Source organism: Streptomyces sp. NPDC058459, from assembly GCF_042721685.1.
Taxonomy (GTDB): Bacteria; Actinomycetota; Actinomycetes; order Streptomycetales; family Streptomycetaceae; genus Streptomyces.
In genome coordinates, this window is sequence record NZ_JBHXLV010000156.1 from 1 (window position 1) to 15,640 (window position 15,640).

14 protein-coding genes are annotated in these 15,640 nt (G+C 69.6%); 4 read left to right on the forward strand and 10 right to left on the reverse strand.

Features of this window, described 5'->3' with window-relative positions:
• Positions 1-40: 40 nt before the first annotated feature.
• The 5 genes from trpD to ACFWN1_RS24070 all read right to left on the reverse strand — a co-directional run bounded on the left by trpD (position 41) and on the right by ACFWN1_RS24070 (position 5,453).
• Positions 41-1,105, reverse strand: coding sequence for an anthranilate phosphoribosyltransferase (gene trpD / locus ACFWN1_RS24050; protein WP_384365531.1), 1,065 nt, complete (start codon positions 1,103-1,105; stop codon positions 41-43).
• A 164-nt stretch (positions 1,106-1,269) separates the two neighbouring features.
• Positions 1,270-2,907 carry a cytochrome bc complex cytochrome b subunit gene (locus tag ACFWN1_RS24055; protein ID WP_384365534.1) on the reverse strand — a complete coding sequence of 546 codons (1,638 nt, stop codon included), beginning with the start codon at positions 2,905-2,907 and terminating at the stop codon, positions 1,270-1,272.
• On the reverse strand, positions 2,904-3,962 hold the full coding sequence (locus tag ACFWN1_RS24060) for a Rieske 2Fe-2S domain-containing protein (protein ID WP_384365536.1): 1,059 nt from the start codon (positions 3,960-3,962) through the stop codon (positions 2,904-2,906). The genes ACFWN1_RS24055 and ACFWN1_RS24060 overlap by 4 nt, the downstream gene beginning before the upstream one ends.
• Entirely contained in the window at positions 3,959-4,771 is an 813-nt protein-coding gene (locus ACFWN1_RS24065) for a c-type cytochrome (RefSeq protein ID WP_384365539.1), read from the reverse strand. The genes ACFWN1_RS24060 and ACFWN1_RS24065 overlap by 4 nt, the downstream gene beginning before the upstream one ends.
• A 61-nt stretch (positions 4,772-4,832) precedes the next feature.
• A complete protein-coding gene (locus tag ACFWN1_RS24070; protein WP_384365542.1) occupies positions 4,833-5,453 on the reverse strand; it encodes a heme-copper oxidase subunit III in 621 nt (206 codons plus the stop codon).
• A 145-nt stretch (positions 5,454-5,598) separates the two neighbouring features.
• On the opposite strand from ACFWN1_RS24070, the gene ACFWN1_RS24075 reads away from it, so the two are divergent.
• Positions 5,599-6,000 carry a hypothetical protein gene (locus ACFWN1_RS24075; RefSeq protein WP_384365545.1) on the forward strand — a complete coding sequence of 134 codons (402 nt, stop codon included), beginning with the start codon at positions 5,599-5,601 and terminating at the stop codon, positions 5,998-6,000.
• Between the two features lie 53 nt (positions 6,001-6,053).
• On the opposite strand, the gene ACFWN1_RS24080 is transcribed toward ACFWN1_RS24075, so the two are convergent.
• From ACFWN1_RS24080 to coxB, 4 genes are all read right to left on the reverse strand, one after another.
• Positions 6,054-7,316, reverse strand: a complete 1,263-nt coding sequence (locus ACFWN1_RS24080) for an Ig-like domain-containing protein (protein ID WP_384365548.1) — start codon at positions 7,314-7,316, stop codon at positions 6,054-6,056.
• A gap of 132 nt (positions 7,317-7,448) precedes the next feature.
• A complete protein-coding gene (locus tag ACFWN1_RS24085; RefSeq protein ID WP_384365551.1) occupies positions 7,449-7,847 on the reverse strand; it encodes a cytochrome c oxidase subunit 4 in 399 nt (132 codons plus the stop codon).
• Positions 7,844-9,577, reverse strand: coding sequence for a cytochrome c oxidase subunit I (gene ctaD / locus ACFWN1_RS24090; protein WP_384365553.1), 1,734 nt, complete (start codon positions 9,575-9,577; stop codon positions 7,844-7,846). Before ctaD ends, ACFWN1_RS24085 begins: the two co-directional genes overlap by 4 nt.
• Entirely contained in the window at positions 9,574-10,566 is a 993-nt protein-coding gene (gene coxB, locus ACFWN1_RS24095) for a cytochrome c oxidase subunit II (RefSeq protein WP_384365556.1), read from the reverse strand. The genes ctaD and coxB overlap by 4 nt, the downstream gene beginning before the upstream one ends.
• Positions 10,567-10,888: 322 nt before the next feature.
• Here coxB and ACFWN1_RS24100 point away from each other — a divergent pair, with 322 nt between their 5' ends.
• Positions 10,889-12,265 carry a cysteine desulfurase/sulfurtransferase TusA family protein gene (locus ACFWN1_RS24100; RefSeq protein WP_384365559.1) on the forward strand — a complete coding sequence of 459 codons (1,377 nt, stop codon included), beginning with the start codon at positions 10,889-10,891 and terminating at the stop codon, positions 12,263-12,265.
• A gap of 122 nt (positions 12,266-12,387) precedes the next feature.
• On the opposite strand, the gene ACFWN1_RS24105 is transcribed toward ACFWN1_RS24100, so the two are convergent.
• A complete protein-coding gene (locus ACFWN1_RS24105; protein WP_384365562.1) occupies positions 12,388-13,362 on the reverse strand; it encodes a carbohydrate kinase family protein in 975 nt (324 codons plus the stop codon).
• A 187-nt stretch (positions 13,363-13,549) separates the two neighbouring features.
• Between ACFWN1_RS24105 and ACFWN1_RS24110 the strand changes: the two genes are divergently transcribed.
• Together ACFWN1_RS24110 and ACFWN1_RS24115 are read left to right on the forward strand one after the other, a co-directional pair.
• Positions 13,550-13,744, forward strand: a complete 195-nt coding sequence (locus ACFWN1_RS24110) for a hypothetical protein (RefSeq protein WP_384365564.1) — start codon at positions 13,550-13,552, stop codon at positions 13,742-13,744.
• Positions 13,745-13,849: 105 nt separating this feature from the next.
• The gene (locus ACFWN1_RS24115) at positions 13,850-15,586 is read left to right on the forward strand and encodes a hypothetical protein (RefSeq protein WP_384365566.1); all 1,737 of its coding nucleotides are present in this window, start codon (positions 13,850-13,852) and stop codon (positions 15,584-15,586) included.
• The last annotated feature ends 54 nt before the right edge of the window (positions 15,587-15,640 follow it).

The following is a 15,640-nucleotide window of genomic DNA, read 5'->3' on the forward strand; positions in this document are numbered from 1 at the left end:
GCGGAGAGCGACCGCTCCCCGCCGCGCCGAAGGACGGCTCTCACCGGTTGCTGGCGGCCACCCAGCGCTCCAGCGTCCGCGCCGCGGCCCCGGAGTCGATGGACTCGGCGGCCCGCACCATGCCCGCCCGCAACTGGTCGGCCAGCGGCTCCCCGGTCGGGTCCAGCGCGACCAGCGCCGCCGCCGAGTTCAGCAGCACCGCGTCCCGCACCGCTCCCCGCTCGCCCTCCAGCACCTGCCGGGCCACCGTCGCGTTGTACGCCGGGTCACCGCCGCGCAGCGCCTCCACCGGCACCAGCTCGATGCCCACGTCACGCGGGTCGAAGACCTCCTCGGTGACCTTGCCGTCGCGCACGATCCACACCCGCGACGGCGCGGTGGTGGTCAGCTCGTCGAGGCCGTCCTCGCCCCGGAACACCAGCGAGGAGTTCCCGCGCTCGGCGAAGACGCCCGCCACGATGGGCGCCATGGCGAGGTTCGCCACGCCCACCGCCTGGGACCGCACCCGCGCCGGGTTGGTCAGCGGACCGATGACGTTGAAGACCGTACGGATGCCCAACTGGCCCCGGGCGGCACCCACATGCCGCAGGGCCGGGTGGAACTTGACCGCGAAGCAGAAGGTGATCCCCGCCTCCTCCGCGACTTCGGCCACCCGCTTCGGCGTCAGCTCCAGGTTGACGCCGAGCCGCTCCAGCACGTCCGAGGAACCCGAGGCCGAGGACGCGGCCCGGTTGCCGTGCTTGATGACCTTCGCGCCGGTGCCGGCGACCACGACGGAGGACATCGTGGAGATGTTCACCGTCTTCGCGCCGTCCCCGCCGGTGCCGACGATGTCCACGGTCCGGCCGGGCACCTCGATCACGTTGGCGTGCTCGTACATCGCCCGGACGATCCCGGTGATCTCCTCGACCGTCTCTCCCTTGGCCCGCAGCGCCACGAGGAAGCCCGCGATCTGGGCGTCCGTCGCCTCGCCGCGCATGATCCGGTCCATCGCCCAGGCGGTGGCGTCCGCGTTCTGGTCGCGGCCCTCCAGCAGGGCGTTCAGTACCTCGGGCCAGGAACGGCCCGCCGCGGTGTCGCCTCCAGCGGGGGTCACAGCGCTCATCAGCCGCTCCTGGTGTGTGAGGAAGACAGGTGTCGGAAGACAGGTGTCACGGGTGTCGAGGGCACGCGGGGTGCCCTGTCCCACCCTATCCAGCCTGGACAGACCGAAGGGCCCCGCCGGGTGTTCCGGACGGGGCCCTTCGGCCGTGGCGTGGCGACGCGGGATCAGTGGTGGCCGTGGCCGCTCGTGATCTCCTTGTACTCGTCGACGGTCGCCTTCGGGATCTGGTTGTCCTCGCCGTAGTAGGCGCCGGACAGCCTGACCCGGAGGCGCTCGCCGGGCTTCACCTTGCGCTCGACCCCGTTCTCGTCGACCAGGGGGCCGATCCGGGCGGGCTCGTACTGGTGGTGCGCCGTCAGGGTGTGCAGCTGCTCCTGGCTGAGCGGCTCGTGCACCTCGATGAACTCACCGTGCGGCAGGCGCTTGATGACGCCGGTCTCGCGGCCGTGCAGCACCTTGTCCCTGTCCCGGCGCTGGAGGCCGAGGCAGATCCGCTTGGTGACGATGAACGCGATCACCGGTCCGGCGAAGAAGAAGATCCGGACGAACCAGGTGACCTGGTTGATCGACAGGTGGAAGTGGGTGGCCCACAGGTCGTTGCCACCGCCGACCAGACCGATCATGTACACCGTGACCCAGGCGACGCCGAACGCGGTGCGCGTCGGGGCGTTGCGCGGGCGGTCCAGGATGTGGTGCTCGCTCTTGTCACCGGTGACCCAGGACTCGATGAACGGGTAGACCGCGATGGCCATCAGCACCAGGCCGAACAGCACCAGCGGGATGAACACGCCCAGGACCAGCGTGTGGCCCCAGAAGTTGATCTCCCAGCCCGGCATGTAGCGGACCAGACCCTCGGCGAAGCCCATGTACCAGTCGGGCTGGGCGCCCGTGGAGACCTGGTCGGGCCGGTACGGGCCCATCGCCCAGATCGGGTTGATCTGGGCGATGGCCGCGATGGCCGCGATGACACCGAAGACCAGGAAGAAGAAGCCTCCGGCCTTGGCGGTGTACACCGGCAGCAGCGGCATGCCGACGACGTTGGTCTCCTTCTTCCCCGGACCCGCGAACTGCGTGTGCTTGTGGTAGAAGACCAGGATCAGGTGCGCCACCATCAGGCCGAGCATGATGCCCGGCAGCAGCAGGATGTGGATCGAGTAGAACCGGGCCACGAAGTCGTGGCCGGGGAACTGCCCGCCGAAGAGGAAGTACGAGATGTACGTGCCGACGATCGGCATGGACAGGATCGCGCCCTCGGTGAAGCGCACACCGGTGCCGGAGAGCAGGTCGTCCGGGAGCGAGTAACCGGTGAAACCGGTGAACATGCCGAGGACGAACAGCAGGAAGCCGAACAGCCAGTTGACCTCACGCGGCTTGCGGAACGCACCCGTGAAGAACACGCGCATCATGTGCACGAACATGCCGGCGAGGAAGATCAGCGCGGCCCAGTGGTGGATCTGCCGGATGAGCAGGCCGCCGCGCACGTCGAAGGAGATGTGCAGGGTCGAGCTGAACGCCTCCGACATCAGCTGTCCCTGGAGCGGGATGTAGCTGCCGTGGTACTCCACCTCGTTCATCGACGGGTGGAAGAACAGCGTCAGATACACACCGGTCAGGATGATGATGACGAAGCTCCACATGCAGACTTCGCCCAGCATGAACGACCAGTGGTCGGGGAAGATCTTCCGCATGTTGGCCTTGGCCAGGGAGTAGATCCCCAGCCGGCCGTCGGCCCAGTCGGCTACGCGCTCGCCGGCCGGGGCCTTCCCGCGCGAGCGGGACGCGTCGTTGTTCGCAGTACTCATCCGCGCTCCCAGAATGCAGGACCGACGGGCTCCGCGAAGTCGCCGAGCGCCTCGAGGTAGCCCTCGTCGTTCACACCGATGCGGAGCTGCGGCAGGGCGTGACCGGCAGGGCCGAAGATCACTCGGGCACCGTCGGAGAGGTCGAAGGTGGACTGGTGACACGGGCAGAGTACGTGATGCGTCTGCTGCTCGTACAGGGAGATCGGGCAGCCCACGTGGGTGCAGATCTTGGAGAAGGCGACGATGCCCTCGTGGGACCAGGCCAGTTGCTGCTTGTCCTTGATGTCGTTCGGCTGGAGCCGGATGATCATCAGGGCGGCCTTGGCGATCTCGTTCTGGAAGTCCTCGTCCTTCTCCTCCAGGCCCTCGGGCTTGGCGAAGGTCAGCGAGCCCACGGCCACGTCCTCGGGACGCAGCGGCTGGTTGGTGTTGACGTTGACGAGGAGCTTGCCCTTCGCCCACAGCGTGTGGCGGAGCGAGGTGCCGGGCAGCGGGCCGAGGTCGCGCAGCAGCAGGACGCCGGAGAGCGGCACCAGCGCGAGGGCGCCGAACATGGTGTTGCGGATCAGCTTGCGGCGGCCGAGGGCGGACTCGGCGGCTCCCTGGCGGAAGTCGTCGAAGACCTGCGCACGGACCGCGGGCTCCGCCGCGATCGGGTGGCGCTCGCCGGTCATCTCCGCGTCGGACATCAGGGTGCGCGCCCAGTGGACGGCGCCCGCGCCGATGGAGAACAGCGCCGTGGCGAGGGTCAGGCCCAGCGCGAAGTTGAGCGCCCTGATGTGCCCGATCGGGAAGACGAAGATCGACCTGTCGTCCGGGATCGTGACGAACGACGCGATGAAGCCGAGGGTGGCCAGCATCGAGATCGTGAACAGCAGGGCGACCACGCGCTCGGACCGGTCGGCGGCCCGCTCGTCGATGTCCTGGACGCGTTCCTCGTGCGGGGGCAGACCGGGATCGGCGAACGGGGTCTCGTCGTCCGCGACGCTCACCTGGCCGTGCGGGTGGGCCTGCGCGGCGGGCAGGTTCTCTTCGGGATTGTCTTGGCTACTCATGACTTCTTGGCCTTTGCGGTCCGAGCGGCGACCCAGACGGTGACCGCGATCAGCGCGCCGAGGCCGAAGATCCAGGCGAACAGACCTTCACTGACCGGGCCGAGGCCGCCCAGTTCCAGGCCGCCGGGGTTCTCGGTCTCACCGCTGTCGACCGCGTTCAGGTACGCGATGATGTCCTTCTTGTTCTTCTCCGACATCGTGGTGTCGGGGAAGGACGGCATGTTCTGCGGGCCCGTCTGCATGGCCTCGTAGATGTGCTTGGGTTCCACGCCTTCAAGGCTCGGGGCGTACTTGCCCCTGGTCAGGGCACCGCCCTTTCCGGTGAAGTTGTGGCACTGCGCGCAGTTGGTGCGGAACAGGTCGCCACCCTGGGCGATGTCCGCGCCGTCCTTGGAGTACTGCTCCTTCGTCGGCACACTCGGGCCCGCGCCCAGCGACGCTACGTACGCGGCGAGCTGGTCGATCTCGGCCTGGCTGTAGATGACCTTCTTGCTCGGGATCTGGGCCATCTGCGAGCTGGAGGCGGGCATCCGGCCGGTGCCGACCTGGAAGTCTACCGCGGCGGCGCCGACCCCGGCCAGGCTCGGGCCGTCGGAGGTTCCCTGGCCACCGGTGCCGTGGCAGCTGGCGCAGCCGACCTCGTAGAGCTTCTTGCCCTCCTTGATCGTCAGGGACTGGGAGGTTTCATCGGCCTGCGCCTTGCCCGCGGGCGCGAACGCGGCGTACAGCCCCCCGGTGGCCGCCAGCGCGAGGAGTAGGACGACGACCGCCGCCAGCGGATGGCGTCGTCGTGCGGAGAGCTTTTTCACGGATTACCCCGGTGTCAGGATCTTCTGCGTCGGTGCTTCTGGATGCGCGGGACGAATCCCGCTACTTGATCAGGTAGATCGTGGCGAAGAGGCCGATCCAGACCACATCGACGAAGTGCCAGTAGTAGGACACGACGATTGCGGCGGTCGCCTGCTCGTGAGTGAACCTCTTCGCCGCGTAGGTGCGGCCGAGGACCAGCAGGAAGGCGATGAGGCCGCCCGTCACGTGCAGGCCGTGGAAGCCGGTGGTCAGGTAGAACACGGAGCCGTAGACGTCGGAGGACAGCGACAGGCCGTCCTTCTTCACCAGTTCCGTGTACTCGAAGATCTGTCCGCCGATGAAGATCGCACCCATGACGAAGGTGACGATGAACCATCCGCGGAGCTTCTTCACGTCCCCGCGCTCGGCGGCGAAGACGCCGAGCTGGCAGGTCAGGGAGGAGAGCACCAGGATCGTGGTGTTCGCCGCGGAGAAGGGCACGTTGAGCGCGTGCGCCATCTCCTTCCAGTGATCCAGTCCGGTCACCGATCGAGCGGTGAAGTACATCGCGAAGAGGGCCGCGAAGAACATCAGCTCGGAACTCAGCCAAATGATGGTTCCGACGCTGGTGAGGTTCGGCCGGTTGACCGAGGGGTGCGCGTGCCCGGTGTCTACTGTCGTTGCTGTCGCCACGACCGACATTATGTCGGTCGCTTATCCCGCCCTCACTCCGGGGGTGCCGTTCGGAGTGTCTTCGCCCGTCGTACCGGTGTTGACGTGGTGTCCAGGGGAGTAACATCCGCCCCGGAATGGCCCGTCCGTATGACGCCGACGTCTCGGAGGAAGCATGCAGCCGACCGCCACTGTGCTGGTGTACAGCGACGACTCCAACACCCGTGAACAGGTACGGCTCGCCGCCGGACGCCGGCCGGCTCCGGACGTCCCGCTGGTGGAGTTCGTGGAGTGCGCCACGCCCGAGGCCGTGGTGCGTGAGGTGGACCGGGGCGGGATCGACGTCTGCGTGCTGGACGGCGAGGCGGTGCCCATGGGCGGCATGGGGGTGTGCCGCCAGCTCAAGGACGAGGTCTTCGGCTGCCCGCCGGTGCTGCTGCTGATGGGCCGCCCCCAGGACGCCTGGCTGGCGACCTGGAGCCGGGCCGACGCGGCGGTGACGCTGCCGGTCGACCCGATGGAGTTCGCCGCCTCGCTCGCCGGCCTCCTGCGCCGCGAGCGCCTGCAGAGCGCCTAGGACGGCCGCCTGGAGAGGTGCGGGGACCCGTCCGGCTCCCGCACCCCGGGCGGTCATGCGGCGGCGGGGCGCAGGCGTACGGAGTCCCGGGGGGCCGAGCCGCTCCGGGCGGCGCCGTTCAGGGCGCTTCCCGCGGTCCACTTCTTCCAGTCCAGGTTCCAGTCGCCGAAGCCGTTGCCGAAGTCCTCCATGGCGTGGCCGCCCGAGTTGACGACCTTCACGACGTCGCCCGCGCGGACGTGGTCGTAGAACCACTCGGCGTTGCCGGTGCTCATGCCGGTGCAGCCGTGGCTGACGTTCGCGTACCCCTGGGAGCCCACGGACCAGGGCGCGGCGTGCACGTACTCACCCGACCAGGTCACCCGGGTGGCGTAGTAGACCGGCAGGTCGTAGGAGTCGGAGCTGCCCTCGGCGATGCCGACGGTGGTACCGCGCATCCGTACGAAGTACTCCTTCTCCAGGACCACCTTGACGCCGTTGCGGGTCTCGAAGCCGGGCTTGCCGGTGGTGACCGGGATGGTGTTGATCACCTGACCGTTCTTGTAGAACGTGAGCTGGTGGGTGGCCGCGTTCGTGATGGCCTCCACCTTGTCCCCGATGGTGATCTTCAGGTCCTTGCTCTTGCCGCCCCAGAGCTTGTCACTGATCTTGATGCCGTCCAGGTTGCTGTGCACCTGGACGGTGGTGTGGGCCGGCCAGTACTGCTTGGGCCGGTAGTGGAGTTCCTTGTCACCGACCCAGTACCAGGCACCCTGCACGGCCGGGACGGAGTCGACGCGCAGACCGCTCTCCACCACGGCCCGCTGGGCCTTGTCCTTGACCGGCTGGTCGAGGGTGGCGGTGATGGGCTGTCCGACGCCGTACTCCCCCGCCTCGGGCCCGAAGGCGACGCCCAGGCTCTTCCTGGTCGCCGGCTTGACGGTGTCGAAGGTGAGGATCTTGCGGCCGGGTGCGCCCTTGCCGTCCTCGGTGCTCACGCGGACCGTGTAATGGGCGTCGGCGGCCAGCGGGGAGGTGCTGTGCCAGCGTCGGCCGTCGGCGGCGAGTTCGCCCGCCACATAGCGCCCTGTGGCGTCCGTGGCGGTGACGTCCGTGATCCGGCCCTCACCACTCTTGAGCGTGACGTCAAGGGGCTTGTCCGGGTCGGCCCGCTTCGCCTTGCCGGTGGGCGCGTTGAAGACGATCTGGTCCGCTGCGTCGTACGGCTCGGCCGACAGGGCGTCGCCGTCCGAGCCGCAGCCGGTGACGCCCGCGCCGAGGGCGGCCACCAGCAAGGTGCAGCTGACGACAGTGCGGGTCCGCGCAGTGTGGTTCATACGATCACGCTATGAGATGAAGACTTCACTGGCGCGGCGCGTAACCCGTATGAGGGACGGACACTGCGGCATACAGCGGAGCCCGGACCCACCCGATGGAGGGTCCGGGCTCCCGCCGTGTCGTGCGCTGTGTTACTGGGTGCGGTTCTCACCGCGGTAGTACTCGAACACCCAGCCGAACAGACCGATCACGATGAGGGGTGCCGAGAAGTACAGCAGCCACCAGCCGACCGCGATACCGAGGAAGGCCAGCCCGCCGCCGACGGCCAGGGCCAGCGGCTGCCAGCTGTGCGGGCTGAAGAAGCCCAGCTCGCCCGCGCCGTCCGCGACATCGGCCTCCCGGTCGTCCTGCGCGCCCGCGTCGACCCGCCGGGCGGTGAAGCCCAGGTAGAAGCCGATCATGATGCACAGGCCGAAGGCCAGGAAGAGCGCCGTGGTGCCGGCCGGCTCCTTCGACCACACGCCGTACACGATGGCCATGATCAGGACGAAGAAGCTCAGCCAGATGAACATCCGACCCTGGATCTTCACTTGCCGGCCTCCTTGCTGCCCGCGACGGCGACGCCGCCACCGGCGTTCTCAAGCTGGTCGAGGGCGGCGATCTCGGGGTGGTGCAGGTCGAACGCCGGGGATTCGCTGCGAATACGCGGCAGGGTGACGAAGTTGTGCCGCGGCGGCGGGCAGGAGGTCGCCCACTCCAGCGAGCGGCTGTAGCCCCACGGGTCGTCCACCTCGACCGGCTTGCCGTACTTCGCCGTCTTCCACACGTTGTAGAGGAACGGCAGGATCGACAGGCCGAGCAGGAACGAGGAGATCGTCGAGACCGTGTTCAGCGCGGTGAAGCCGTCCGCCGCCAGGTAGTCGGCGTACCGGCGCGGCATGCCCTCGGCGCCCAGCCAGTGCTGGACCAGGAAGGTGCCGTGGAAGCCGACGAACAGCGTCCAGAAGGTGATCTTGCCCAGGCGCTCGTCCAGCATCTTGCCGGTGAACTTCGGCCACCAGAAGTGGAAGCCGGCGAACATCGCGAAGACGACCGTACCGAAGACCACGTAGTGGAAGTGGGCCACCACGAAGTACGAGTCGGAGACGTGGAAGTCCAGCGGGGGCGAGGCCAGGATGACACCGGTCAGACCACCGAACACGAAGGTGATCAGGAAGCCGGTCGTCCAGAGCATCGGCGTCTCGAAGGACAGCGAGCCCTTCCACATCGTGGCGATCCAGTTGAAGATCTTCACACCGGTGGGGACCGCGATGAGGAACGTCATGAACGAGAAGAACGGCAGCAGCACGCCACCGGTGACGTACATGTGGTGCGCCCACACGGTCACCGACAGACCGGCGATGGCGATCGTCGCGGCGATGAGGTTCATGTAGCCGAAGATCGGGCGCCGGCTGAAGACCGGGATGATCTCACTGATGATGCCGAAGAACGGCAGGGCGATGATGTACACCTCTGGATGGCCGAAGAACCAGAAGAGGTGTTGCCACAGCAAGGCTCCGCCGTTGGCCGGATCGAAGATATGGGCGCCGAACTTGCGGTCCGCCTCCAGGGCGAACAGCGCGGCGGCCAGCACCGGGAAGGCCAGCAGGACCAGCACACCGGTCAGCAGCACGTTCCACGTGAAGACCGGCATGCGGAACATCGTCATGCCGGGAGCGCGCATGCAGATGATCGTGGTGATGAAGTTGACCGAACCGAGGATCGTGCCGAAGCCGGAGAAGGCCAGGCCCATGATCCACATGTCGGCGCCGATGCCGGGCGAGCGGACCGCGTCCGACAGCGGGGAGTAGGCGAACCAGCCGAAGTCGGCAGCACCCTGCGGGGTGATGAAGCCGCCCACCGCGATGGTCGAGCCGAACAGGTAGAGCCAGTAGGCGAACATGTTCAGCCGGGGGAACGCCACGTCGGGCGCGCCGATCTGGAGCGGCATGATCCAGTTGGCGAAGCCCGCGAACAGCGGGGTGGCGAACATCAGCAGCATCACGGTGCCGTGCATCGTGAACGCCTGGTTGAACTGCTCGTTGGAGATGATCTGCGTGCCCGGACGCGCCAGCTCGGCCCGCATGAGCAGCGCCATCACGCCACCGATGAGGAAGAACGCGAACGACGTGACCAGGTACATCGTGCCGATCGTCTTGTGGTCGGTGGTCGTCAGCCACTTCACCACGGCGTTGCCCGGCTGCTTGCGCCTGATCAACGGCTCGGTGCGACCCGAGCCCGCGGCCGCGCCGGCACCCTGGGGTTCATTGAGGATGCTCACAGGTTGTTCGTCTCCCGGTTCTTCTCGTGGCTCGTCTGCGCGATGCCGGCGGGAATGTAACCGGTCTGCCCCTTCTTGGCGAGGTCCTTGAGGTGCTGCTCGTAACGCTCGGGGGAGACGACCTTCACGTTGAACAGCATCCGGGAGTGGTCGACGCCGCACAGCTCCGCGCACTTGCCCATGAAGGTGCCCTCCTTGTTGGGAGTCACCTGGAAGGCGTTGGTGTGGCCCGGGATGACGTCCTGCTTCATCAGGAAGGGCACGACCCAGAAGTCGTGGATGACGTCACGCGAGGTCAGCACGAAGCGGACCGTCTTGCCCTTGGGCAGCCACAGCGTCGGGCCGGGGTTGCCGGTCTGCGGGTTCCGCGTGCCCGGCGTACCGACGTCGTAGACACCGCCGGCGTCGGCCGGGAACTGGTCCAGGAACCGCGTCGGGATGGCCGCGAGGTTCGGGTCCTTCTTGGCGTCACCGGTGGAACCCGGCACGTTCTCGATGTAGTTGAAGCCCCAGCTCCACTGGAAGCCGACCACGTTGACCGTGACGTCCGGCTTCTTCTCCAGGCTGAGGAGCTTCGACTCGTCCCGCGCGGTGAAGTAGAAGAGCACCGCGACGATGATGATCGGAACCACCGTGTACAGCGCCTCGATGGGCATGTTGTACCGCGTCTGCGGCGGAACCTCGACCTTGGTGCGGCTGCGCCGGTGGAACATGGCGCTCCACAGGATCAGGCCCCACACCAGCACGCCGGTAGCGAGCGCGGCGGCCCACGAGCCCTGCCACAGGGAGAGGATGCGGGGAGCCTCTTCCGTGGTCGGGGTGGGCATGCCGAGGCGGGGGAAGTCCTTGTATGTGCAACCGGTAGCGGTCGCGAGGACCAGGCCCGCGGTCAGCGCCTGCAGCAGCTGCCGCCGCACAGCGCGCCGCGGCTTGGGGGTACCGCCCACGCCTTTCGGGCGAAGGGGGAGGTCGGAGCCGTTGGGACTCACGTAGCGCCTTCCCGAGAGTCTCGCCCGCGCGGTCGACTACGGCCTTCTCGCTGGTCGGTCGCCGCCCTGCGTCGGGCAGGGGTTTGGATGTTTATGCGGACCAAACCCTAGCCGACGGTCTCCGGCGGTTCGCGGGGAGGGGGGCATACGCGTCGTCGGGTCGTTCCGGGGGGTGTCGGGGTGGAGCCAATCGCCGCTGTCGTTCGGGTTTGGGGGGTGCGCGGCGGGGTGGGGGCTGAGCGCGCCCGGCGGCGGAGCAGCGGACCGGCACAGCCCCCCGCCCCCAGGTGGGGACGTATGACGCTCGTTCTAACGTTGGTGTGTGGCCTACTTCGATGTCGCTTCCGGTGCTCCGCTTCATCCTGTCGCCCGTCAGGCGCTGTTGGCGTCGTTGGACGAGGGGTGGGCCGATCCCGGTCGGCTGTACCGGGAGGGGCGGCGGGCGCGGATGCTGCTGGACGCGGCCCGGGAGGCGGCGGCGGACGCGGTGGGGTGCCGGGCCGACGAGGTGGTGTTCACGTCGTCCGGGACACGGGCCGCGCAGGACGGGATCGCGGGGGCGCTGGCCGGGCGGCGGCGCGTGGGACGTCACCTGATCGTGTCAGCGGTCGAACATTCCTCGGTCCTCCATTCGGCGGACGCGCTCCAGGCCGAGGGCGGTTCCGTCACCCGAGTGGGCGTCAGCCGCCTCGGCGCGGTGGACCCCTCGGCATACGCGGCGGCGCTGCGGGCGGACACCGCGCTGGCGTGTCTGCAGTCGGCCAATCACGAGGTGGGCACGGTGCAGCCGGTGGCCGAGGTGGCCGGGGCGTGCCGGGCGGCCGGAGTGCCGCTGCTGGTGGACGCGGCCCAGTCGCTGGCCTGGGGGCCGGTGCCGGAGGGCTGGTCGCTGCTGACCGCGAGCGCGCACAAGTGGGGCGGGCCCTCGGGGGTGGGTCTGCTGGTGGTGCGCAAGGGGACGCGGTTCGCGGCCCGGGGGCCGGGCGAGGAGCGGGAGTCGGGGCGGGTCGCCGGGTTCGGGAACATCCCGGCGATCGTGGCGTCCGTGGCCGCGCTGCGGGCGGTGCGGGCCGAGGCGGACGCGGAGGCGGTACGGCTGCGGGCGCTGACCGACCGGATCAGGGAACAGGTGCCCCGGCTGCTGCCGGACGTGGAGGTGGTGGGCGATCCGGAGCGGCGGCTGCCGGGGACGGTCACCTTCTCCTGTCTGTACGTCGACGGCGAGGTGCTGCTGTCCGGGCTGGACCGGGCCGGCTTCTCCGTCTCCTCCGGCTCCTCCTGCACCAGCGGCACCCTGACACCGAGCCATGTGCTCAAGGCGATGGGGGTGCTGAGCGAGGGCAACGTCCGTGTGTCGCTGCCCTCGGGCGTGGCGGCGGAGGAGGTCGACCGTTTCCTGGAGGTGCTGCCGGGTGTGGTGGCGGACGTACGGTCCCAGCTCGGGGCGCCGGTGCCTCGGGTCGAGGCGCGGGCCGGGGAACTGGTGGTGGACTCCCTCGGCAAGCGCTGCCCGATCCCGGTGATCGAACTGGCCAGGGTGTTCGGCGAGGTCCCCGTGGGCGGCACGGTACGCGTCCTCTCGGACGACGAGGCGGCCCGCCTGGATATCCCGGCGTGGTGCGAGATGCGAGGCCAGGAGTACGTGGGCGAGGAGAAGTCGGAGCGAGGCAGTGCCTACCTCGTCCGCCGGGTGAGCTGATCAGCGGCTCGGCGGTACCGGCCCCGGGGGGCGGGGCCGCGTCGGATTCGCGCTCCGTCCCCCGGGGGCGACCAGCCGCCGGCGGGCCCGCGGCGGACCGCGGACCCGTCGAGGCAGGACATTCAGCTCAGGTACTCACGAACCTCGGCAGCCGCGTCCTCGCCGTACGCCTTCGTGAACCGGTCCATGAAGTGGGCCCGCCGCAGCCGGTACTCCTGGGTGCCCACCGTCTCGATGACGAGAGTCGCGAGCATGCACCCGACCTGGGCCGCGCGCTCCAGGGAGACGCCCCAGGCGAGCCCGGAGAGGAATCCGGCGCGGAAGGCGTCGCCGACACCGGTGGGGTCGGCCTTGCGCTCCTCGTCCGGGACGCCGACCTCGATCGGGTCCTCGCCGGCCCGCTCGATACGGACGCCCCGCGAGCCGAGAGTGGTCACCCGGTGGCCGACCTTCGCGAGGATCTGCTCGTCGCTCCAGCCGGTCTTGGACTCGATGAGACCCTTCTCGTACTCGTTGGAGAACAGGTACGTGGCGCCCTCCAGCAGTATCCGGATCTCCTCGCCCTTCATACGGGCGATCTGCTGGGAGAAGTCGGCGGCGAAGGGGATGGACCGGGAGCGGCACTCCTCGGTGTGGCGGAGCATGCCCTCCGGGTCGTCGGCGCCGATGAGGACGAGGTCCAGGCCGCCGACGCGGTCCGCGACCGTCTTCAGCTCGATCAGCCGGGCCTCGCTCATGGCGCCGGTGTAGAAGGAGCCGATCTGGTTGTGGTCGGCGTCGGTGGTGCACACGAAGCGTGCGGTGTGCAGGGTCTCGGAGATCCGGACCGACTCGGTGTCCACGCCGTGGCGCTCCAGCCAGGCGCGGTACTCGTCGAAGTCGAAGCCCGCCGCGCCGACGAGGATCGGCCCGGTACCGAGCTGACCCATGCCGAAGGCGATGTTGGCGCCCACGCCACCCCGGCGGACGTCGAGGTTGTCGACCAGGAAGGAGAGCGAGACCGTGTGCATCTGGTCCGCGACGAACTGGTCGGCGAAGCGGCCGGGGAAGGTCATGAGGTGATCGGTGGCGATGGAGCCGGTGACTGCGATGCGCACGGCAGGCGTTCTCCTGGCGGGAGGGGGGCGGGAAAAGGACAGGTCAGGGGACGGGAAGGGAACGGGAAGGGGACGGGAAAGGGAGGTGACAGTTCACGCTACCCGGAATCGGGCACCCGCTGAAGCAGGGGAAACTACCCGATAGTAGATCTTTCTTCACCGGCTCCGCCGTGCCTACGGTGCGCCTATGACGAACCTCAGGCCCGACGACCTCGAAGTGGACCTCCCCGCGCTGCGCGGCGACTGTGCCCGTATGGCCCCGCACTGGGCCTCGCCCGACCATGCGGTCACCCGTCCGGTCCCGCCCTCGCTGATCCACGGGGTGCGGGTCCCCACCCGTTCGGCCCGGCTGGTGGACGAGATGTCCGACTACGGCGACTGAGCCGGCCCTCGCCGGGCGCGCGAGGGAACCGTGCGCTCCCCTCGCGCGTCCCATCGCCGTCCCCCGCACGGGAGACGCGGGGCACGAGCAGCGAGGAGCGATGCGGTGACCAAGGAGCGACCCGAGAACGAGGACCGGTCCGAAGCCGAGCCGGAATCGAAGCAGGCGTCGACGGAGCCGACGAAGGAGCCTGCCGCGACCTCGGAGACCGCCGAGGCCTCCGGGGCTGCTGAGGCCGCCGGGGCCACCCAAACCGCTGAGGCCGCCGGGGCCGCCGAAACCGCTGAGGCCACTGAAACCCCCGAGGCCGCAGAGGCTACTGAGGCCGCTCAGGCCCCCGAGGCCACTGAGGCAGATGAGGCAGGTGAGGCCGCCGAGACTGCCCAGGCCGCCGAGACCCCCAAGGCCCGGACGGGTGAGGAAGCCCCTCCCGCCGAGGTCGGGCGCCCCCGTACCGCCGCGATCATCGCCTCCGTCGCCGCCGCCGTATTGCTGATCGGCGGTGGAGGCGCCTGGCTGGCCTCCGGAACCGGGTCCGGGTCGGGGTCCGAGGGGAAGCAGGCCGGAAGCAAGGGCGCTCCCCCACCGCTCGCCCTCGACAACGGCACCGGCCCCGGCCCCGGCGCCGCTACCGGCACCGGCACCGGCTCGCCCGGTATCGCCGTCGGCGAGCCCGACCCGAACGGCGGCGTGCACTACGTCGTCGAGGGCGACCTCCCCGAGGGCCCCCGCTCCGCCCCCGTCCACCTCGTGGAGGACAAGGCCGGCAAGGACGCCGTCACCCGGCTGGCCCGCGCACTGGGGATCGACGGCGCGCCCGTGGCCGAGGGCGACGGCTGGCGGGCCGGGGAGCGTGAGGGCGGGCCGGTGCTGAGGGTGACCGGTGGCGACTGGTCGTACAGCCGGTACGCGCCCGGTACCGACAACTGCCGCAAGATCACCGTCTGCGCGCAGGACCCGGCCGCCCCGGCCGACGAGCCGGTCGGCACGGCGGAGGCCGAGGGGGTGGCGCGTCCGGTGCTGAAGGCGCTCGGGCAGGACGACGCGAAGATCGACGCGAGCCAGGTGACAGGCTCCCAGCGGGTGGTGAACGCCGACCCGGTGGTGGGTGGTCTGCCGACCTACGGCTGGACCACCGGTCTGACGGTGGACGACAAGGGCGACATCATCGGCGGCCACGGCACGCTGGGGCGGACCTCGAAGAGCGACACCTACCCCGTGCTGAGCGCGGCCGGCACGGTGAAGCTGATGAACAGGGGGTCCGTCCAGGGGCGGCCGGAGCATCGGATGGGCATCGGCGGGTGTGCGAGCCCGGTGCCGCTGAAGGACCGCGACGAGCAGCCGTGCGGTGCGTCCACCGGCTCGCCCGGCGCCCCGGAGGCCGACCCGGTGACGGTCGTCAAGGCGGTGTTCGGGCTGTCCGCCCGCCCGGTGGACGGCCGGCCGGCCCTGGTGCCGTCCTGGCTGTTCGAGGTACGCGGCTCGGCGGCCCGCGGCGCGTTCACGGTGGCGTACCCGGCGATCGACCCGGAGTACCTCGCCTCCCCCGCCGCCGGGACCCCGAAGGAGGGCGGGGTGACGGTGGAGAGCTACCGCGCCGAGGGCCGGAAGCTGACCGTGCGCTTCCTCGGCGGGGTGTGCGCCGAGTACCGGGCGTCGGCGCGGGAGAGCACGGGCCGGGTGACGGTCACGGTCACCGAGAAGAGCCGGCCGGGCAACTGCGTCGCGCTCGGCAAGGAGTACACCCGTACCGTCTCCCTGGGCGCCCCCCTGGCCGGCCGTGAGGTGGTCGGCGCCGGCGGCGGCCGGGTACCGAAGGCGGAGCACGGCCTGACCCCGTGACACCCCGGCACACGACGACGACGGCGGCGGTCCCTCACCAGGAGGGGCCGCCGC

Excerpts from the sequence above, each read along its gene's own strand:
- ACFWN1_RS24110 (WP_384365564.1), top strand. The coding sequence starts at position 13,550 with ATGACGAACCTCAGGCCCGACGACCTCGAAGTGGACCTCCCCGCGCTG.
- trpD (WP_384365531.1), bottom strand. The coding sequence starts at position 1,105 with ATGAGCGCTGTGACCCCCGCTGGAGGCGACACCGCGGCGGGCCGTTCC.
- ACFWN1_RS24060 (WP_384365536.1), bottom strand. The coding sequence starts at position 3,962 with ATGAGTAGCCAAGACAATCCCGAAGAGAACCTGCCCGCCGCGCAGGCC.
- ACFWN1_RS24080 (WP_384365548.1), bottom strand. The coding sequence starts at position 7,316 with ATGAACCACACTGCGCGGACCCGCACTGTCGTCAGCTGCACCTTGCTG.
- ACFWN1_RS24075 (WP_384365545.1), top strand. The coding sequence starts at position 5,599 with ATGCAGCCGACCGCCACTGTGCTGGTGTACAGCGACGACTCCAACACC.
- ACFWN1_RS24070 (WP_384365542.1), bottom strand. The coding sequence starts at position 5,453 with ATGTCGGTCGTGGCGACAGCAACGACAGTAGACACCGGGCACGCGCAC.
- ACFWN1_RS24055 (WP_384365534.1), bottom strand. The coding sequence starts at position 2,907 with ATGAGTACTGCGAACAACGACGCGTCCCGCTCGCGCGGGAAGGCCCCG.